Source organism: Vibrio mediterranei, from assembly GCF_900088415.1.
Taxonomy (GTDB): Bacteria; Pseudomonadota; Gammaproteobacteria; order Enterobacterales; family Vibrionaceae; genus Vibrio; species Vibrio mediterranei.
The window spans coordinates 424270-444998 of sequence record NZ_FLLQ01000003.1 but is presented as its reverse complement, the minus strand read 5'-3'; the positions used below and the strand labels follow the sequence as shown (position 1 = coordinate 444998).

At 43.9% G+C, this 20729-nt stretch carries 19 protein-coding genes; 9 read left to right on the top strand and 10 right to left on the bottom strand.

From position 1 onward, the window contains the following. Positions 1-18: 18 nt before the first annotated feature. The 4 genes from VME0621_RS11895 to xni all read left to right on the top strand — a co-directional run bounded on the left by VME0621_RS11895 (position 19) and on the right by xni (position 6454). On the top strand, positions 19-2283 hold the full coding sequence (locus VME0621_RS11895; protein WP_062456941.1) for a tetratricopeptide repeat protein: 2265 nt from the start codon (positions 19-21) through the stop codon (positions 2281-2283). Between the two features lie 104 nt (positions 2284-2387). Beyond that, positions 2388-3956 (top strand): diguanylate cyclase domain-containing protein, encoded by a 1569-nt coding sequence (locus VME0621_RS11890; protein ID WP_062456938.1) that lies wholly within the window; start codon positions 2388-2390, stop codon positions 3954-3956. A gap of 290 nt (positions 3957-4246) precedes the next feature. Then, positions 4247-5608 (top strand): nucleotide 5'-monophosphate nucleosidase PpnN, encoded by a 1362-nt coding sequence (gene ppnN, locus VME0621_RS11885; protein WP_031496516.1) that lies wholly within the window; start codon positions 4247-4249, stop codon positions 5606-5608. A 63-nt stretch (positions 5609-5671) separates the two neighbouring features. Further along, entirely contained in the window at positions 5672-6454 is a 783-nt protein-coding gene (gene xni / locus VME0621_RS11880; protein ID WP_062456935.1) for a flap endonuclease Xni, read from the top strand. A gap of 14 nt (positions 6455-6468) precedes the next feature. On the opposite strand, the gene rlmM is transcribed toward xni, so the two are convergent. The 6 genes from rlmM to seqA all read right to left on the bottom strand — a co-directional run bounded on the left by rlmM (position 6469) and on the right by seqA (position 12159). Beyond that, positions 6469-7560 (bottom strand): 23S rRNA (cytidine(2498)-2'-O)-methyltransferase RlmM, encoded by a 1092-nt coding sequence (gene rlmM, locus VME0621_RS11875; protein WP_062456932.1) that lies wholly within the window; start codon positions 7558-7560, stop codon positions 6469-6471. Further along, the gene (locus VME0621_RS11870; protein WP_062456929.1) at positions 7557-7973 is read right to left on the bottom strand and encodes a DUF423 domain-containing protein; all 417 of its coding nucleotides are present in this window, start codon (positions 7971-7973) and stop codon (positions 7557-7559) included. The genes rlmM and VME0621_RS11870 overlap by 4 nt, the downstream gene beginning before the upstream one ends. Continuing rightward, on the bottom strand, positions 7966-8589 hold the full coding sequence (locus tag VME0621_RS11865; protein ID WP_062456925.1) for an alpha/beta family hydrolase: 624 nt from the start codon (positions 8587-8589) through the stop codon (positions 7966-7968). Before VME0621_RS11865 ends, VME0621_RS11870 begins: the two co-directional genes overlap by 8 nt. Next, positions 8582-9490, bottom strand: coding sequence for a transcriptional regulator GcvA (locus VME0621_RS11860; RefSeq protein ID WP_038225434.1), 909 nt, complete (start codon positions 9488-9490; stop codon positions 8582-8584). Before VME0621_RS11860 ends, VME0621_RS11865 begins: the two co-directional genes overlap by 8 nt. A gap of 400 nt (positions 9491-9890) precedes the next feature. Next, positions 9891-11537, bottom strand: coding sequence for a phosphoglucomutase (alpha-D-glucose-1,6-bisphosphate-dependent) (gene pgm / locus VME0621_RS11855; protein ID WP_062456922.1), 1647 nt, complete (start codon positions 11535-11537; stop codon positions 9891-9893). Between the two features lie 91 nt (positions 11538-11628). Then, positions 11629-12159 (bottom strand): replication initiation negative regulator SeqA, encoded by a 531-nt coding sequence (seqA, locus tag VME0621_RS11850; protein WP_038225436.1) that lies wholly within the window; start codon positions 12157-12159, stop codon positions 11629-11631. 93 nt (positions 12160-12252) lie between these two features. Here seqA and VME0621_RS11845 point away from each other — a divergent pair, with 93 nt between their 5' ends. From VME0621_RS11845 to fldA, 3 genes are all read left to right on the top strand, one after another. Continuing rightward, positions 12253-13011: an alpha/beta fold hydrolase gene (locus VME0621_RS11845; RefSeq protein WP_038225575.1), complete on the top strand. Its 759-nt coding sequence runs from the start codon at positions 12253-12255 to the stop codon at positions 13009-13011. A 98-nt stretch (positions 13012-13109) separates the two neighbouring features. Next, positions 13110-13331 carry a DUF2788 domain-containing protein gene (locus VME0621_RS11840; protein WP_006075772.1) on the top strand — a complete coding sequence of 74 codons (222 nt, stop codon included), beginning with the start codon at positions 13110-13112 and terminating at the stop codon, positions 13329-13331. A gap of 48 nt (positions 13332-13379) precedes the next feature. After that, the gene (gene fldA / locus VME0621_RS11835) at positions 13380-13913 is read left to right on the top strand and encodes a flavodoxin FldA (protein WP_006075773.1); all 534 of its coding nucleotides are present in this window, start codon (positions 13380-13382) and stop codon (positions 13911-13913) included. A 48-nt stretch (positions 13914-13961) separates the two neighbouring features. On the opposite strand, the gene VME0621_RS11830 is transcribed toward fldA, so the two are convergent. Then, positions 13962-14369, bottom strand: a complete 408-nt coding sequence (locus VME0621_RS11830; protein WP_038225437.1) for a hypothetical protein — start codon at positions 14367-14369, stop codon at positions 13962-13964. A gap of 74 nt (positions 14370-14443) precedes the next feature. Continuing rightward, the gene (locus VME0621_RS11825; RefSeq protein ID WP_062456919.1) at positions 14444-14956 is read right to left on the bottom strand and encodes a DUF4442 domain-containing protein; all 513 of its coding nucleotides are present in this window, start codon (positions 14954-14956) and stop codon (positions 14444-14446) included. A 191-nt stretch (positions 14957-15147) separates the two neighbouring features. Between VME0621_RS11825 and fcrX the strand changes: the two genes are divergently transcribed. Beyond that, positions 15148-15594: a ferric iron uptake transcriptional regulator FcrX gene (fcrX, locus tag VME0621_RS11820; protein WP_006071894.1), complete on the top strand. Its 447-nt coding sequence runs from the start codon at positions 15148-15150 to the stop codon at positions 15592-15594. Between the two features lie 91 nt (positions 15595-15685). Here the strand turns inward: fcrX and glnS are convergent, their stop codons facing one another. Continuing rightward, a complete protein-coding gene (gene glnS, locus VME0621_RS11815; protein ID WP_062456916.1) occupies positions 15686-17353 on the bottom strand; it encodes a glutamine--tRNA ligase in 1668 nt (555 codons plus the stop codon). A gap of 203 nt (positions 17354-17556) precedes the next feature. Next, a complete protein-coding gene (gene nagE, locus VME0621_RS11810) occupies positions 17557-19125 on the bottom strand; it encodes an N-acetylglucosamine-specific PTS transporter subunit IIBC (protein ID WP_038222489.1) in 1569 nt (522 codons plus the stop codon). Between the two features lie 466 nt (positions 19126-19591). Between nagE and nagA the strand changes: the two genes are divergently transcribed. Further along, a complete protein-coding gene (gene nagA, locus VME0621_RS11805; RefSeq protein WP_006071898.1) occupies positions 19592-20728 on the top strand; it encodes an N-acetylglucosamine-6-phosphate deacetylase in 1137 nt (378 codons plus the stop codon). The last annotated feature ends 1 nt before the right edge of the window (position 20729 follow it).

The following is a 20729-nucleotide window of genomic DNA, read 5'->3' as shown; positions in this document are numbered from 1 at the left end:
CAGGAAATGGACACTTTCATGGGCTCTAAATTTTGGGTTGTATTAGGGATTTTTGCAGCGCTTCTAAGTAGTGTGGCGAATGCAACGTCGTCTTTTACTTCTCCCCTCTTGGTTGAGGCGGATAAGTTGGTCGAAATTGAGCCAAGCAAAGCGCTAGAAATCGCGACCGACTACCTGACAAACCGCAGTTTTGCAGAGCCCAATGATGATCGCCTTCCAAACCTATCTCGTGACGATACCGACCAACGCATTCGAACGCCATTAAGTACGGTGAATGCGTTAATCATCGCTTCTCAAGCCCAGTTTAACTTGGGGCGAGTCCGCGAGGCCTTGCAAGGCTTGGATAAAGCCGAGTCAATGACCAAGCAATACCACTTGCTGTTCTTAGAGCTGGATGTACGTATTCTCAAGACACGTTTACTGTGGCTGACAGACAGCGAAGGGGCAAAAGCGTTAGATGCGCTCAAGGCTATAGAAAAAGACCTTGAGGCGATTCGTAAAGGCCAAAGCATTGCTAACCGCACCAGCTACCGCATCAAAATCTTACAAGCAGAGATAGCTTCGGCGGAAAATGAATACGATCTCGCGAATCATATGTATCAAAAGGCGAATGAATTCGTACCGCAAGATAAACTTTCGAAATGGGAAGTTGAATACCATACCGCTTATGGTACCCACTTCCTTCGCTACCGACGCTATAATGAAGCGCTATCTGAGCTCTTGCTCGCTTATTGGACCGCAATCGAGCTGAACAGTAGTGATCAGCTAGCACATATTAACCAATTGCTAGCGCAGTTATTCATGCAGCGTCAGGTACTGGATAAAGCGCTTGAACACTTGTCACAAGCCGCCGATTTTTATGGCAATTACCCTGAATCCCCCATCCTCGCGGATGTGTTAAAGCTCATGGGGGATATTTATTTCCTTCAAGGGAAATACAACTTGGCTTTAGTGCATTACTTTAATGTTATTGACCACCAAGCAACCGATAAAAATATCGAAAAAGTCATCGATATTCGAATTAGTTTGGCATCCACGTATTTGCAACTCTACAACTATCCGCTTGCCGAGCAGTATCTTACTCGAGCAGAAAACTTATTAAGTTATGCAGATTATCCCGCGCTTAAGGCACGTGCATCACTGCTTTACGCAGGACTGGCTTACCACCAGCAAGAAAATGACAAAGTCATTGAACATGCCACCAAGGCACTTGAGCTAAGTAAATCCCTGAATCAAACGTCACTAGAACAGCAAGCATACCAGTTGTTAGCGTTGGGCCATGAACAGCAAGGTCACTACCAACAAGCACTCGATGAAATTAAGAAGGCCAATTCGCTGCGCATTTACCAGCAAGATCAGCTTAACCAAATAAGTGAAGATGCCTTTAGACAGCAAAAGCAATTTGTTGAGCAGGGTCTACATTACGAGACACAAAAACAAGAGCTCAAAGATGCTCTGATGCAACAGAAAAAGTTCCAGAAAGTCGCTTTTGGTCTGTTCTGTGCCCTATCTGTCATGGCGCTGATGGGACTGAGATTGTTCTATGTTTATCGACGTAACAAAGCCGAGTTAAAAGAGCTTAATGACACGCTATTTACCCATGCTCGCTCTGGTTTGCCGAACCTACGTTTATTGAACGCTAACTTACCAAGTTCGTTGCAGCGCACCCAAAGCTACTTTGAACAGTGGCAGGTTGGTGAGCTTATTAACGAGCCTTTAAGCGATCGTCTTCGTTTTGTCATGATCGATGTACCGTTCCTAAGAAATATGTACCTTCAAAACGGTTATAAATCGGGTCTCGAACTAGAACGTGCATTTGGTGAATTTATCCGCAGCAAAATAGAAAGCCCTGCTCGTATCTATCATTTCTCAGACGCGAACTTACTCTATATTGAACCGAGCATTAAGCCACGAACTGCAGAGAGCTTATTCGAAGAAATTCAAAGTTGGGTGGACGAATTTGAGCCAAATCGAAACATCAATCGTATCGTCCGTGTCGGCATGGCCAACTACCCATTCTTGCCGCGAGCCTACACCGCCATCAATGATAAAGAGCTGCTTGACATATTACTCATCGCTACACATATGGCGCGAGATGTCAGTATGAAAGAAAGTAAAAGTCATTGGGTTTATTTGAAGGCGATAGATAATGCACCTGCTGCAAGTTTAGCGACTGAAGATATCCGACAAGCATGTCGAACCGCTATAAAACAAGGACTAATAAAAGTGCACTCATCCTCTCAGAATGAGGACGGGTTCAAAAAAATACTGACTAGTGAGTAAAAATACGGCACTTGAACGCAAGATTACGTGACGTTGTGATGTTTTTTGATATTATCAATCAATACATCAATAAGTTTGACAACTAGTTTGTTTTTATAGGATTTATGGGCTCACAGGATAGCGAGACAATGGAGAATCTCCATCAGCTTAGAATGCAGTTGGAGCAATTACGCGTTGCTCAACGAGATGCATCGCTGAAATCTCGTCGTGAGCAAACCATTCTAAAACGCTTTATTGGTACCTTAAGTCACGCCCATATTGGTTCGCACTCGCGAATTGATGACAAACTGATTGAATTACGCCATGAGTTAGAGCATAACAAAGACATCAGTAGTTTGGTGCCAAAGTTTGCTATTTTGGAGCGCCTGATCGGTCAAAAGGCAGTTGCCATGGAAAAACAACAAAGCTCATTGGAAGAGCAGACTCGACGCAGTGGCGAAACGTTGCAGCGCGTTGCTGGCCTACCCGCTCAAATCAAGCGTGACCTGCGCTCTATCCTTGCTTACAACGACAACAACTCACTAAAACTCACTGATAACGCGGTGAAACTGCTGGCAATTTATGAACGTGCCATCAAGATTATTACCTCAAACTCTGCGTTAACCTCCAAAGAACCAGAAATCAGTGCGGATTCCGCTTTACTGTTAACCTTAGGTGACGAGCTTCAGAACCTGATTACAGAACTTGATTTTGACGGTGAGCCTGGGGAGCAGTTGTTTGAAATTCGCTCTAAGCTACTTACTGATGCCTCCGGCAATAACTTGCTCGAGCTGACCTTACAAGTACTACGTTTGGTTATTGATGCCACCAAATATGAGCGTCGCACCTCAGAGCAATTTTTAGAACGAGTAAATACGTCACTTTCGTCCTCAATAAAAAGCAATGCTCAAAACCTCGATCAGAATCAAATCTACTTTGAGCAGCGACAAATCATGAGTAAAGAACTCAGTGATTTAGTGACTACGGGACAAAACAGTATCGCCAACTTGCAAGACTTAGAAGATGCTAAGCGAACCATGAATCCATTGTTTGCTCAACTAGCTTCCCTAACCGAGCGCCTGCAACATGCCGAAGCTCGTGAACAAGCCTTGTTAGAAAGAATGACGCACAGCAATAATCAGCTTGAGTCACTTTACGATGTCACTCAAGACTATCGACGCCGCCTAGAGGATCAATCCAAACGCATGCTGTTAGACCCCCTTACTAAGGTCTACAATCGTACCGCTTTGCTGGATAAACTTGAGATCGAATATCGTCGCTGGCTTAAGAATCAGCATCCACTCTGGGTTATTATCTTTGATATCGATAAGTTTAAGAGCATAAACCACAACTTTGGCTATAGCGCTGGAGATAAGGCTCTTAAAATCATCGCTAAAACCATTTCAAGCACAGTTTCAAAGACAGATACCGTTGCTCGCTTCTCTGGCGAAGAGTTTGTACTGATTATGCCTGAGCAAAATGAAGCTTATTGCCAAGCTAAAGTTAGAGAAATACAAACTAAAATCAGCAACTTACCATTCAAATTCCGTGACCAACTGATCACTATCACTTTATCAGCAGCAAGTACGGCCTTTAGTCACAATGACACCCCAGATGAAGTGCTTGAGCGTTTACACAAAACGATCACACACACTCAAAAACTCGGTCCTAACCAATTGGCTTGGAAGCCCTAGTCCTCTTTTATTTTTCAAATAGTTATAGAAACTTGTGTCACATTTGCTAATCTAATAGTTATCTGTGTACTTAACCGAAGCTATTGCTGGAACTAAGTCCACAGCCAATAACTAAAACTACGCGACCGACTGCAAAACGCGAGTAACTATAGCAACGCAAATAACTATAACAACACGAATAACTAAGGCGATTGGTTCACTGTCTGATATTTGACTCTTAAGCTTTCAGCCAACAAATACAGACAGTAGCGAGACATGAATCGCTTTCGGTTCTAGAAAAGGAAATGCTTATGATCACGCATATTAGCCCAGCAGGGAGTATGGACCTGCTGTCTCAGCTAGAAGTAGAGCGTCTTAAAAAAACCGCATCTAGTGACCTTTATCAACTGTATCGCAATTGTACCTTAGCGGTACTCAATTCCGGCAGCCACACCGACAACTCAAAAGAGCTGCTCGACAAATATAAGACTTTTGATGTTAATGTCATGCGCCGTGAACGCGGCATCAAACTTGAACTAGCCAATCCACCAGAACATGCATTCGTGGATGGTCATATTATCAAAAGTATCCAAGAACACCTCTTCTCTGTGTTACGTGACATCGTATACGTCAACATGCACTTGGCCGATAGTCAGCGACTTAACCTGACCAACTCTACCCATATCACTAACTTAGTGTTTGGTATCTTACGTAATGCGGGCACATTGATTCCGGGTATCGAACCTAATTTGATTGTCTGTTGGGGCGGACACTCCATAAACCCAACAGAATACCAGTACACTCGAGAAGTCGGTAACGAACTTGGTCTACGAGAGCTTAATATCTGCACTGGTTGTGGTCCAGGCGCAATGGAAGGACCAATGAAAGGAGCCGCGATTGGTCACGCCAAACAGCGTTATACTGAGCAGCGTTATCTAGGTTTAACCGAACCATCAATTATTGCGGCCGAGCCACCAAACCCAATCGTCAATGAGCTGGTTATCATGCCCGACATTGAAAAGCGCTTGGAAGCGTTTGTTCGAATTGCCCACGGTATTATTATTTTCCCAGGTGGTCCAGGGACAGCGGAAGAACTACTATATATCCTTGGTATCATGATGCATCCGAATAATGCCGACCAGCCAATGCCAATCGTCCTGACAGGTCCAAAAGAGAGCGAAGCCTACTTCCGCTCCATTGATGAGTTTGTCCGTTCGACCCTTGGCGAAGAAGCGACGAAGTATTATCAGATCATTATTGATAATCCAGAGAAAGCTGCACAAATCATGAAACAGGCGATGCCAACAGTAAAAGAACATCGTAAAAAAACGGGCGATGCATACAGCTACAACTGGTCACTGCATATTGAACCTGAGTTCCAACTTCCGTTCGACCCCACTCATGAAAATATGGCAGGGTTAGATTTACATCTTAACCAAAGACCTGAAAACCTAGCAGCCGCCCTGCGCCAAGCGTTTTCCGGCATCGTAGCTGGTAACGTTAAAGCTGAAGGCATCAAAGAGATAGAGAAACATGGACCATTTATCATTGACGGTGATAAATCATTAATGAAGAAAATGGACCGATTGTTAGCTGATTTCGTGGCGCAACAACGCATGAAATTACCGGGTTCTGAGTATGTTCCATGTTATCGAATCGCCAACGGCGAATAAAACACTGAAACTCAACTGAAGATTATTTACAATAAGGCCACGTTCTCAAGTGGCCTTAAATTTATGTCAATTCATCTCGTTATCATCGATGCACTCAATCTCATCCGCCGAGTACATGCGGTTCAACCCGACCCAACAGATATCGACAGAACCATTCAAACCACGTCGAGAACCTTACATCGCATTTTAGACGAGTCCAAACCCACGCATATCATTGCCGTGTTTGACCATCATGAACAGGATCGAGGTTGGCGCGCTGACATCCTTCCTGAATACAAGCAAAGCCGTAAACCCATGCCTGAACCTTTATTCAATGGGTTGGAAAAAATACAAGATGCTTGGTGGCAATTAGGCATCGATTCCTTGCTTTCTGAAGGTGATGAAGCTGATGACTTGGTCGCGACCTTGGCGGTAAAAGTAGCCAGTCACAACGAGAAAGTCACCATTATTTCTACCGATAAAGGCTATTGCCAGATACTTTCGCCAACATTACAAATTCGCGATTATTTCCAACACCGTTGGCTAGACGCACCATTTGTTGAGCAAGAGTTTGGGGTCAAACCGGAGCAACTAGCCAACTACTGGGGGTTAACCGGAATCAGCTCATCACAAGTACCCGGGGTTGCCGGGGTAGGACCTAAAGCGGCCAAGGAAATCCTTAATCAGTTCGACGATATCGAGTCGGCTTATGCCTCAGAGGACCTCGCAGCTAAATACCGTAAGAAGTTAGATGAGCATATTGAAATGGCGAGAAAGTGTAAGCAGGTTGCCGCACTCAAAACCGACATTGAGTTAGGCTTTAATTTACAAGATATCAGATTCGAGGGCTCAAGTGCTCAGTCTTAAGCCCCCAATACGCTTTAATGAGGTGAGATGTTGGATAGCACTTGGATGTGCACTGTGATTTCTTCACGGTCGTGATACAAGTGCTTAGCTTGAAGCTTAAACTTCACCTTGTTCTCGATTAAGAATACCTTAAGGTTTTCAATATCCTGAAGAACTTCGTCATAGCGACCTTTCATTGGCAACTTCAGGTTAAAGATAGTCTCTTTCGCCCAACCACGAATCAACCACTCGCCCATCAGATGAGCAACACGAGCTGGTTTCTCAACCATATCACACACCAACCAAGTAACGTTTTTACGTGGTGGCTCAAACTTAAAACCATCGACTTGATGATGCTTAACTTGACCAGTATTCATTAAGCTGTCTGCCATCATGCCATTATCGATAGCATGAACAAACATCGAACGACGCACTAATTGATACGTCCAACCGCCTGGACAAGCACCTAAATCAACGCCCCACATGCCTGATGCTAATCGAGTATCCCACTCTTCTTTAGGGATAAAGACATGGAATGCTTCCTCAAGCTTTAATGTTGAGCGACTTGGCGCATCCGCCGGGAACTTAAGACGAGGGATACCCATGAAAAACGCTGAGCTATTTTCTGGATAGGAGTAACCAACAAAGCAGTGTCCTGAACGAATAAAGCAAATATGCAGCACCGGCTTCTTACTATGCTCTTTATTGAACAGATAACCTTTACCACGCATCGCTTGGCGAACCGGCACCGTGAACTTACGACAGAACTTAAGAAGCTCTTTCGCTTCATTAGTATCAGGAGTTTCAATACGTAAATCCCCACAGCGAGGAAATTGCTCAATGGACTCCAATGATTCTATTAGCGGCGTAATACGGTCTTCTGCTGGGAGTGACTCTAGTTCACTCGCGATGGCAAACATTTGACGAGCAAAAATCAGTGATTGGAAATCGATCTCACGAATCAATCTATCTGCATCGCCTGCTTGGTAACATTCAAATATCACATAGCCAGAGTTATTCTTCACTCTAGGGAAGCCGAATACTTCAATGGCATTCGCTTTGTCTTGAATCTCACCTGCACACTCTTTCTCGAATCCAGAGCGGCAATAAAGCATTACTTGTTTCACTGATTGACTCCATCTTTGGTTGTTTCGTCAGTCATCTGATATCCAGCGTAGGCGAGAAATGCCCAACCTACCATAAACATCACGCCGCCCATTGGAGTGATAGGTCCAAACCACTTCACCCCTGTTAGCGCTAAGGCGTATAGACTACCGCTAAAGAAAAGGATGCCGATGATAAAGCAAATTGCAGCACGATGAAATGCCTTTCGAGAATTAGGGTTGCTAACGATCGTTGCCAACAAAGCACACAGTAGGATAGCTAAAGTATGAATAAACTGATAAGTCACGCCCGTTTCGAAAACGCCAATAAGATAAGGCGACAGTATCTTTTTCAAACCGTGGGCAGCAAACGCCCCAAGCGCAACACTCAACAGCCCTGAGATAGAAGCAACTATGACAAGAAAGCGACTAGACATCAGAGATCCCTTTGATAAACAACGCGAGACGATCTACGGCTAACTGTCTATTTTGGGCTTCCGTGAACCCCGAAGACTTGCGAGGCTTAAAGCTATGATCACCATCGGGGATAAAGCTGGTTGAGACTTGGTCTGAAAACTCGAACTGTTCGAATTCTTCAAATTTCCCAAACGTATCTCGCTCTCCTTGGATAATAAGAATCGGTTTATCAATCGTCGCTAAATGTGCACCTTTATAATTCTCTGGTTTACCAGGAGGATGGAATGGGAAACCTAAACAAGCAATGGATTGAACCATGGGATGTTTAGATAGCATGGATGCCATACGTCCTCCCATCGACTTACCACCAATCACTATCGGCTGACCATCAGCAACTTCCTCTATGACTGCAGTCATCGCCTCTAACAGTTTAGGCGCACGATCAGGTGGGCGTTTTTTGCCATCTATTGCACGTTTTTCCATATAAGGAAAATTGAAACGAGCAACGCGAACCCCTTTTTCAGCCAAACGCGTGGTGACATCTTGCATGAACTCGTGGTCCATTCCAGCGCCCGCACCGTGAGCAAATAAGAACAGTGGTCCATTTTCTGGGCCATCAAACACAACATTATTCATCCAGAAGTTCCTCTTGCTCACTCTGTGCCTTAGCTAACATCCAATCTCTAAAGGTCGCGATACGTCCCATATCTGCTTGTTTATCATGGCACACGACGTAAAACGCATTCTTGGTGACTAGCACTTCATCAAACGGAGCAATCAATCGCCCAGCATCAAGCTCGGGTTGAGCTAATACGTTATTCCCTAAAGCAATCCCTTGCCCATGTGCCGCGGCTTGCAGCACCATAGTCGAGTGACTGAATATCGGGCCATGATTCACATTTACGCCATCAATCTCGTTTTGTTTCGCAAACTGCTTCCAGTCTTTACGAGAGGTATCATGCAATAAGGTGTGTTTTGACAAATCAGATAGCGCATCTAAAGGCTTATTGCCAAGTAACAATGCTGGAGAGCAGAGTGGTACCAAAAACTCCTGATAGAGCTTATCAGCACGTAAACCAGGCCAATTACCTCGGCCGTAGTAAATCGCTACGTCAACGTCATCCGTTAGCGAACCCTCATCCATGTCCACCGCTTTTATGCGCACATCAATGTCAGGTTCTTGCTCATTAAAGTCAGCAAGCCTAGGAACCAACCATTGAATCGCAAAGCTCGGCGGTAAGCTGATGGTCAACGCACCTTTTTCGCTTCGCTCTAATACCTTATCTGTCGCTTCAGCTAAAGAGGTAAATATATCTTTGATATCAAGAAAATAGCCTTGCCCTTCTTCGGTAAGCAATAATGAACGATTACGGCGACGAAACAGTTTTAATCCCAAGAATTCTTCAAGGGCTTTAATCTGATGACTGACCGCAGCTTGGGTCACAAACAGTTCTTCCGCTGCGCGAGTAAAACTCAAATGGCGCGCTGCAGCTTCAAAAACTTTTAGCGAGTTAAGTGGAGGCAAACGTCTAGACATAGCGACTCTCTAAAGCATTAGTTTTTTTAATCTGAAACATTATAAATTGTCCATTGCCGAACAGCCAGAGAAATTCTATATTTCATCCCGCAAACGCGAGTCTGAACGGCTTGATTCTCTGTAGAATCAATTGACTTGCGCTTGCGATGTTGTGTTTGCAATCTCGATTTTCGAGTTAGGTAGATTCTACCACCACACTTTGGCTAGTTATCCCCTAGTCGATGTGTGTACTTCCTGTATTTTTGACCTGTCTGTCAAATTTTCTTACACCGCCTAAATGGCGGTGTTTTTTTATCTGCGTTTTATTCGAAACTATTGCATAAAAAAACGGCCGCAATTTGCGACCGCTTATTACAATATTATTAATAGTAGAACTAATCGTTAATCTGTCAGATTAAGATTACAGACCTGCTGCGGCAAACACCTGATTGACGATTTCTTGCGCTTCTGCCTCGATCAGTTTCAAATGCTCTTCACCTTTGAAGCTTTCACAATAAATCTTATAGATGTCCTCTGTGCCTGACGGACGAGCCGCAAACCAGCCGTTTTCTGTCGTCACTTTCAGACCGCCGATTGCAGCACCGTTACCTGGAGCGTGCGTCAGACGAGCTGTGATGGCATCACCAGCTAACGTTTCTGCCGCTACCATTTCTGGAGACAGTTTCTTAAGTACATTCTTTTGTTCAGTGTTGGCAACAGCTTGAATACGGTTGTACTTAGATTCACCGTGCTTCGCTGCCAGCTCCTCGTAGTACTCTTGTGGATTCTTACCCGTTACCGCGGTAATTTCAGCAGCTAGCAAGCAAAGGATGATACCGTCTTTGTCCGTTGACCATGGCGTTCCGTCTTTACGTAAGAAGGACGCACCAGCACTTTCTTCACCACCGAAGCCAAACTCGCCGTTATACAGACCATCTACAAACCACTTAAAGCCCACAGGTACTTCACACAGTGTGCGGCCAAGGTCGGCAACCACACGGTCAATTAGCGCACTCGATACTAGCGTCTTACCTACTGCCACATCGTCACGCCACTGGTTACGATGACGGTACAGATAGTCGATACAAACAGCCAAATAGTGGTTCGGGTTCATTAGGCCTTTTGGCGTCACAATACCGTGACGGTCATAATCTGGGTCATTACCAAATGCTAAATCGTAGTCATCTTTAAGCGCCAGTAATCCAGCCATCGCATAAGGTGATGAGCAGTCCATGCGAACCACGCCGTCTTTATCTAAAGACATAAACTGGAATGATGGGTCTACCGCTTCGCTGACTAACGTCAGATCCAAGTTGTAAGCGCTGGCAATTTGACGCCAGTAATCGATACCTGAACCACCTAATGGATCAACGCCGATTTTCAGGTTTGACTTCTGAATCGCTTCCATATCAATCACATTTACCAAGTCATCGATGTACGGCTTAACAAGGTCACGCTCTTGGAATAAAGGCTGAGATTTTGCTACTGCAATAGGAAGACGTTTCACGTCTTTCATTTCATTAGTAATGATGTCGTTAGCACGATCCTCAATAGCCTGAGTAAGTTCTGCTTCTGCTGGACCGCCATGCGTTGGGTTGTACTTGATGCCACCATCTTGTGGTGGGTTATGCGATGGTGTAATAACAATACCATCCGCTTTATCCGCATTTGCTAAGTTATGAGTAAGAATAGCGTGAGAAATACCCGGTGTTGGGGTGTAACCATTGTTCTCTTGAGCGATAACAGTAACGCCGTTTGCTACAAGCACTTCAACGACAGTTGAGAATGCAGGCTCTGACAATGCGTGAGTATCTTTACCTACGAAAAGTGGACCTGTAGTGCCCTTTTCTGCACGAACTTCAGCAACAGCTTGCGCTATTGCTAAAATGTGGTTTTCATTGAAGGTTGCTTTGTCAGCGCAACCACGGTGACCGGAAGTACCAAATTGCACACTTTGTGCTTGGTTGCCAGCTTCAGGTTGAATTAAAAAGTAATTAGCAACGAGCGCAGGAATATTATGCAGGTCTTCTTGCTGAGCCTTTTGGCCCGCGCGTGGGTGTATAGCCATAACAGACGTCCTTTCAAAATTAAGCTTAAAAATAAAAAAAACCTCATAATACTCGTTTCAATATGAACATTATGAGGTTTGAATCGAAATCTTAGATGGATGCCGTCACTTTTTCGATGAGTTCGGCGGGATAATCCATCATGGTCATCACCTGCTCCACCATTTGCCTTTTACGACTGGTATTAGTGTTGGTGATAACCCAGAAAGGGGTATTAGGAATTGCTTTCGGCTTAGTCGTATTGCCGCTTTCTAGCAAAGCCGCTTCATTATTTGCGAAATAAACGCGTTTGCGACCTTTAACTTGTGAAGCTTCAGAGAAGCCTTCTGGATTTAAGCGATGCAGAGTTGATAGTACCAACATAAATCTATCGATAGCTTTTTTCAATCCAGCAAACTCGTCAGAAATCAGCAATGAGCGCATTTCTTTTACTGAATCTACCGCCTCTACCTGAGGGATCTCTTTACTAACGACGATAGTTTTAGCGGCAGCTGGTTTCTGTTCCGTTTCGGCTGCATCTACCTTTAATAAACGTCGTAAGATATCTGAAGCACTTTCGCCAATGTGGTGGGTCTGGCTTGCAATATAACGGTATAGATCCTCATCAACCTCAATTGTTTTCATTCGCTTTTCACAGTCTCTATGTTTAAACTCTGGGTGATTATAACGAGTTCCGCGATGAACCTCTACGTTAAACACATCACGAATAACAGAAAAATGTCAGCTTTATTGAACTATAAAAGAGAAGGTCAAGGCTTACCTGTCGTCCTCATCCACGGTCTGTTCGGAGACTTGAACAACCTTGGTGTTTTGGCCAGAGACCTAAAACAAGACTTTGATGTCATCAGTATCGACCTACGCAACCATGGTCGTTCTTTCCATAGTGATGATCATAACTACACCTTAATGGCTCAAGATGTGGTGCAACTGCTTGAATCATTGGATATCACCAAGCCAATCGTCATCGGTCATTCAATGGGTGGCAAAGTTGCTATGCGTTTGTGTGATTTTGACTACCCACTTTCAAAACTGATTGTGATGGACATGTCTCCTGTCGAGTACACTGTGCGCAGACATGACAATGTTTTGTCTGGACTAGACGCAGTAATTGCCAGTAAGCCAACGTCGCGCGCTGATGCTATGGCGCTAATGAGTCAACACATCGAAATGGAAGGGGTTCGCCAATTTCTTGGTAAATCTTTGTATAAACACGATGACTATCTTGCTTGGCGTTTTAATGTTGAGAGCTTGAAACGTAACTACTTAGCTATCTTGAGCTGGCAACCAATTGAGAAAAGTAATGTTCCGATTTTATTTATTAAAGGCGGAGACTCAGATTACCTCACGGCCGAACATCAACCTTTGATACAAGCTCAATTTTCAAATGCCAAAGCGCATGTTATTGCCAATACTGGGCATTGGCTTCATGCAGAAAAACCAGCAGAAGTACTAAGAGCTATACGCAAATTTATCTAAATTTGACGTCAAACCATTACTCGACTGCGAGCACGCATTAACTTTATCGAACAACAGTGGTATAGTTCCGCGCAAGCATATTGGCATAAAGGAATACCATGCTTTACGACTACATAAACAAACTGGAATCTATTGGTTTGGATCTACTGTTTGCAGCGATCTTCTTTTTGATCGGTATGGCAATCAAAGATGTCCTCAAACAAGGTAATGTTCCTGTTTTTGGTCGACGTATTGTATGGCTTGTGCTGTTCTTAGGGTGTGCAGGTTTTGTCGCAAAAGGCATTATTCAGCTCAGCTGGGAAGGCACAGGACTCGGCTAACGTTCCGGTTCCTTAATCCAACACAGACAATGAAAAGGTACTGAATCTATGGCAAGTGTAGGTCTATTCTTTGGTAGCGATACTGGCAACACAGAAGCTATTGCAAAGATGATCCAAAAACAATTGGGTAAACAGCTCGTTCACGTTCAAGACATTGCAAAAAGCAGCAAAGAAGATATCGACAACTTCGATTTACTGCTTTTAGGTATCCCAACTTGGTATTACGGCGAAGCTCAAGCAGATTGGGATGATTTCTTCCCAGAGCTAGAAGGCATTGACTTCTCAACTAAGCTTGTTGCTATCTTTGGCTGTGGTGACCAAGAAGACTACGCAGAGTACTTCTGTGATGCTATGGGTACAGTACGTGACATCGTTGAAGCAAAAGGCGGTACTATCATTGGTTACACACCAACTGAAGGGTACGAGTTTGAAGCTTCTAAAGCACTTGTTGAAGGCGATGAGTCACAATTCGTTGGCCTGTGTATCGACGAAGACCGCCAGCCAGAACTAACTGATGAGCGCGTATCTAACTGGACTAAGCAACTTTATGAAGAAATGTGCTTAGCTGAGCTAGAAGATTAATTCACTCTTCAACGTGAGTGCAAAAAAACCTCCAATTAGGAGGTTTTTTTATTTTGATTGGGTATCAGAAGCACTACAAATTCGGGTTTTGGATGCAATTTGGCCTGTTTCAAACTCAATCGACTCTGTTGCAGCAATTTGGCTAACATTACTAAACCGTCCATTAAGTATAGGCATCAGCTGCTGACAGACTTGCTGAGTCATCGCCTCTAGCATCCAGGTAGTCATTGATTCTGTTTCTGGGTCTCCCGCATATCGATATGTGGTCGTTCTAAACAAAATCCCATCATTGAGCGCAAGGTGCATATCAGAGATTGTGATTTTAGGGTCAACTTGCTTAAATTGAGTATGAGCAAGATCGTCGTTGAGCTGTCTCAAAATTTCAGGTGTTAAGGTTTCTGAAAATACAGTACCGCTAAAGAGCACTGTTAAACCCAAAATGATTAAACGCTTCACTGTCACCTCACTACATCATTAATTCAGTTAATAATAAACCAAACCATAACCGTGTTGTGTACTACTGGTAAAAACTAAGCTTGCACCGACGTCGTTTCATTTTCCGTTTCTGCGCGATATTTAGGCTTCTTACGAATATAAAGTTTACGTTGGATGGTGGCGACGATCTCACCATGTTGGTTGTGAATGTGAGTGACAAACTCTGGAAAGCACTTATCCCCTGTTGCCGTGCTATGTAGAATGCCGTCCAACATATCTTGGCTCACGACAAACTCAGCATTTAAGTCAGAAAAACCTGGCTTGATAAAATCGATACTGGCTTCTTTATCCCAAACATAATATTGCTCGCGAAGAATTCCCATCAACATCAACGAATAGATAGGATCAGTCATGGCGAAAATACTGCCGCCAAACTGGGAACGATTGGCATTTTTGTTCCACCACTTCAGTTTTAACCGCACTTTAACTGAACGAAAATCCTCACTGATCTCAGTGATTTTTATCCCGGCTCCCCAAAAGGGTGGCCAGATGTTCAATGCAAACTTCACGTATTTGGGTTTATAAATTTTCGCTAATCGTTTATCCATAACTCGCAATCCAACTTGATATGTAAACGAATTGTAACTGGTCAGATGTGTTTGTAAAGTGACATTGTTCGCCTTCTATGTTAATACTTAGTAACCCTTTGAAGTTCGAGGTTTATTGTTACGCTGTAGTACCCTATAATGAATAGATTACTGAAATCTGTTTATTGCTGCAGATCATTACAGGAAAGTTTATGTCAGACAACAATAAGGCACTTAAAGACGCGGGACTGAAAGTCACGCTGCCGCGACTAAAAATTTTAGAAGTACTGCAGAAGCCAGAGTACCAACATATCAGTGCAGAAGATCTGTACAAGAAGCTCATCGATCTTGGAGAAGAGATCGGTTTAGCAACGGTTTACCGTGTTCTAAACCAATTTGATGATGCGGGTATTGTTACACGCCATCACTTCGAAGGTGGTAAATCGGTATTTGAGCTTTCTACTCAGCACCATCATGATCACCTTGTGTGCCTAGATTGTGGTGAGGTTATCGAGTTCTCTGACGATGTGATTGAAACTCGTCAAAAAGAGATTGCCGCTCGTTATAATATCGAACTCACCAACCACAGCCTTTACCTCTATGGTAAGTGCATTGGTGGAGCATGCAAAGATAACCCTAAAGCGCACGAACCTCGTTAACACGCAAAATGGGTAGAATTAAAAAAACCAGCCATTGTGGCTGGTTTTTTAGTATCTAAAGCCTCTCTTAGAAAAGAGAGGCTTAAAGTGATTATTTTGCTTCGACCTTAGCCCAAGTATCACGTAGACCAACGGTACGGTTGAAAACCAAAGATTCAGCACTAGAGTCTTTGATGTCCGCACAGAAGTAACCCATACGCTCAAATTGGTAACCTTGAGAAGCATCTGCTACTGCCAAACTTGGCTCTACAAAGCCCTTTGACACAACTAGAGACTCTGGATTGATGGTTTCAGCAAAGTTATCCGCCGCCGCAGGGTTAGCAACAGTAAACAAGCGATCATACAGGCGAATCTCAGCAGGTAGACCTTTATCCGCTGATACCCAGTGAATAACGCCTTTCACTTTACGACCGTCAGCTGGATTTTTACCTAGCGTATCAGCATCGTAACTACAGAAAATCGTAGTAATATTGTCAGCTTCGTCTTTCTCAATGCGCTCTGCTTTGATGACATAGGCACCACGTAAACGAACTTCTTTACCTAAAACAAGACGCTTATACTTCTTGTTGGCTTCTTCGCGGAAATCTTCACGTTCAATCCAAACTTCACGAGTAAATGGTACTTCACGTGTACCCATTTCTGGTTTATTCGGGTGATTTGCAATTGATAAGGTTTCACCTTCACCTTGGTAGTTTTCGATCACAATCTTCACAGGATCTAAAACAGCCATTGCACGAGGAGCGTTCTCATTCAAATCATCGCGAACGCATGACTCTAGAGAACCAAACTCGATCATGTTCTCTTGTTTTGTCACACCGATACGTTTGCAGAACTCACGAATTGAAGCAGGCGTAAATCCACGACGACGCAGACCAGAAATCGTTGGCATACGCGGGTCATCCCAGCCGTTAACCAGTTTCTCAGTCACCAGTTGGTTAAGCTTACGCTTTGACATCACTGTGTATTCCAAGTTCAGACGACTGAACTCATACTGATGCGGTTGGCAATCAATAGTGATGTTTTCAAGAACCCAGTCGTACAAGCGACGGTTATCTTGGAACTCTAACGTACATAGCGAGTGGGTAATGCCCTCAAGCGCATCTGAAATACAGTGAGTGAAGTCATACATCGGATAAATGCACCACTTGTCACCTGTTTGATGGTGGTGAGCGAAACGAACACGATAAAGCACAGGATCGCGCATAACCATAAATGATGAACTCATGTCGATCTTGGCACGAAGACAAGCTGTACCCTCTTCGAAGCCGCCATCACGCATTTTTTCGAATAGCGCTAAGTTCTCTTCAACTGAACGATCACGATATGGGCTTGGTTTACCAGGTGCGGTAAGCGTTCCACGATACTCGCGGATCTGCTCTGGACTTAGCTCGTCAACATACGCTAAGCCTTTATTAATCAATTCAACCGCATACTCGTAAAGCTTATCGAAGTAGTTTGATGAATAACACACGTCACCAGACCACTCAAAGCCTAACCAGCTTACATCATTCTTAATCGACTCAACGTATTCAACGTCTTCTTTTTCAGGGTTTGTATCATCAAAACGAAGATTACATTGTCCCTGATAGTCCTGAGCAATACCGAAGTTTAAACAAATAGATTTTGCGTGACCGATATGCAGGTAACCATTTGGCTCCGGCGGAAAACGAGTATGCACGCTAGTATGCTTGCCATCCGCTAAATCTTTATCAATGATTTGGCGAATAAAGTTCGATGGACGAGCCTCAGCTTCACTCATCTATAACACCTCTATGTTTTAAGTATTGTCAGATATATAAACGCTAATGATCCACAATTCCTTGCGAAACCTCAACAAGAACTCGCATTTTCACAAGATTATTTTAGTACTGAAAGTTGAACGGTGAAAAAGCAGAAGAAAAGAGGCATAAAAAAAGCCTCTCAAATGAGAGGCTTTACTATGGAAATCAATGAGTAGCTAGACTATGGAAGTTTTACTTCTGATAGGTCTTCACCAGCACCGATAGACTTCATTTCACCGGCAATGATTTCAGCTAGAGGGCCTAGGATAACTTGTAGGTTATTTTCACCTAGTTTCACTACACCTTTCGCACCTAGCTTTTTAAGTACCGCTTCGTCAGCAACAGAGCGGTCTTTAAGCGTTAGACGTAGACGTGTGATACAAGCATCGATTGAAGTTAGGTTATCGTGACCACCTAGGGCTTTTAGGTATTGGCGAGCTAGGTCACCGTTTTTCACGTCACCGTCAACTTCTACTTCTACATCATCGTCTTCACGACCAGGCGACTTCAGGTTGAAAGCGCGGATTGCGAAGCTGAATGTGAAGAAGTATAGAGCACCGAAGCCTAGACCGATTAGTAGTAGTGTGAATGGTTTCGTAGCTAGACCCCAGTTCAATACGAAGTCGATTAGACCAGCAGAGAAGCCGAAGCCGTGTAGCGTACCAAACATGTTAGCAACAACTAGAGCTAGACCAGTAAATACTGCGTGCATTGCATATAGTGCAGGTGCTAGGAATACAAACATGAACTCTAGTGGCTCTGTGATACCAGTTAGGAATGAACAGAATGCTACAGAGAATAGTGCACCACCAACTTGGCTGCGTTTCTCAGCAGGTGCTGCTAGGTACATTGCTAGTGCTGCACCTGGTAGACCAAACATCATTACAGGGAAGAAGCCGTTCATGAATACACCAGCGCTCTTATCGCCGCCGAAGAAGCGGTGTAGGTCACCAGTTTTCACTGTTTCAGTAACTTCTTTAACTGTTGCTGTGATTTCAGGAGTTACAGAGTTAGCAAACTCGAATGTATGAGCTTGACCAGCTACTAGAGTCTTAGCAAGAGCTGGGTCTACACAAAGCTGTTGTAGAGAAGGAAGCGCTTGACCAGCAGCTTGAGCGCCAGTAACTAGAACTTCTTGACACGTACCCATACCGAACCAGAAGTATGAGTTAAGAACGTGGTGAAGACCTACAGGGATAAGTGCACGGTTAAGCGTACCATAAACGAACTGACCAATTGCGCCAGAAGTTGATACTGCGTGTGCTAGAGCGTCAAGACCACCTTGGATGCTAGGCCAAACCACACCTGAGATCGCACCTGCTACTAGAGCAAATAGACCAGCCATGATAGGAACTAGACGCTTACCTGCGAAGAATGCCAACCATTCTGGAAGACGAGTCGCATGGAATGCGTTGTAAGAGTGACCTGCAATGATACCTGCGAAGATACCACCGAAGAATGACATGTTAACGTCAGCGTTGATTGTTGTTGCTGTCGCAGTTAGAACGAAGTAAGCAACTGCACCAGCAAGACCTGCTGCACCGTTACCGTCTTTAGAAAGACCAATCGCAATACCTAGACCGAATAGCAGAGGTAGTTGACCGAAAATCGCTCCACCAGCTTGCGCCATAAATGGAATGTCTAAAAGGTCGCCTTGACCCAAACGTAGTAGAAGCGCCGCAATCGGAAGCGTTGCGATAGGTAGCATTAACGCTTTACCTAGCTTCTGTGCATATCCTAGCATATTCACCTTAAGTTCCCCCTATAGGATTTGAATTTTGTTGGACGACTTATTTTAGCCGTTCAATTTAGTCCTATTCAGTTTATGAAATTAATTTTGCTCCGCAAATTAAAACCTCACCATTTGTGATCATAATCACCAGTTTTTGCCAAAATAGAGGCTTTTTGCTAGCTAGATCATAAAACTTATTTTATCATACGAAAAAATAGCAAAATCTAAGTAGGATTTTGCCTGAGAGAGTTGCACTAAGTAGCGATTATTTTGCGATTGGAATCAACTTTTCCAATGTAATGACTACACATAAAATAACAATAACTCCCTCATTATCATTAAGTTACTTTGACTGTTTTATCTAATTAAAACTTGCTGACTACTAAATCCGTCTCATTGCTACAAGCAGAAAACTAAGTCGAATCTTCACTGTTTCGATAACCGCAATGAGCTAAAGAGAATACAACACAAGGATTCGCTAACTATGTATGCATTAACTAACTGTAAGATCTTCACGGGTAGTGACGTTCTCACCAATCATGCGGTGCTAATCAATGGTGACCAAATCGAGTCAGTTCTGCCTAGCGCAGAGCTTCCAAGTGACATTAAGTGCTTGGATTTAAACGGTGCAAACCTAAGCCCGGGTTTTATTGATTTGCAGCTAAACGGCTGTGGCGGTGTGATGTTCAATGACGAAATAACCGCTGACACTATCCATACCATGCATAGAGCTAACCTTAAGTCAGGCTGTACTAGCTTCTTACCTACGCTGATTACTTCATCTGATGACAATATGCGTCAGGCATTGACCGCTGCTCGCGAATACCACAGCCAGTACCAAAACCACTCTCTTGGCCTACACCTAGAGGGTCCTTACCTAAACGTTGCGAAAAAAGGCATTCATAGCCCTGACTTCATTCGTCAATCTGACGATGCAATGATCGACCTTATCTGTGAAAACCGCGACCTCGTCGCAAAAGTGACCTTAGCTCCGGAACAAAACGCACCAGAGCATATCGAAAAGCTACGTAAAGCAGGTATTGTGGTCTCAATTGGCCACACTAATGCCACTTACGAAGAAGCCCGTAAAGGTTTTGAATCTGGCATTACATTCGCAACGCATTTATTTAATGCGATGACGCCAATGACAGGTCGTGAGCCAGGCGTTGTTGGTGCTATCTACGATACGCCAGATGTCTACGCCGGTGTGATTGCCGATGGTTTCCATGTTGACTATGCGAACATTCGCATCGCGCATAAAGTGAAAGGTGAAAAGTTAGTATTAGTGACGGACGCCACAGCTCCAGCGGGTGCTGACATGGATTACTTTATTTTTGTCGGTAAGAAAGTATATTACAAGGATGGTAAGTGCGTGGATGAAAACGGCACGCTAGGTGGCAGCGCACTTACAATGATTGAGGCGGTTCAGAACACAGTTGAACACGCTGGTATCGCTTTGGACGAAGCTCTACGAATGGCGACGCTTTACCCTGCTAAAGCAATGGGTTTAGAAGACAAGCTTGGCCGTATTAAGAAAGGCATGATTGCTAACTTGACCGTATTCGATAGAGATTATAATGTCCAAGGCACAATTGTTAACGGACAATACGAGCAAAATTGAG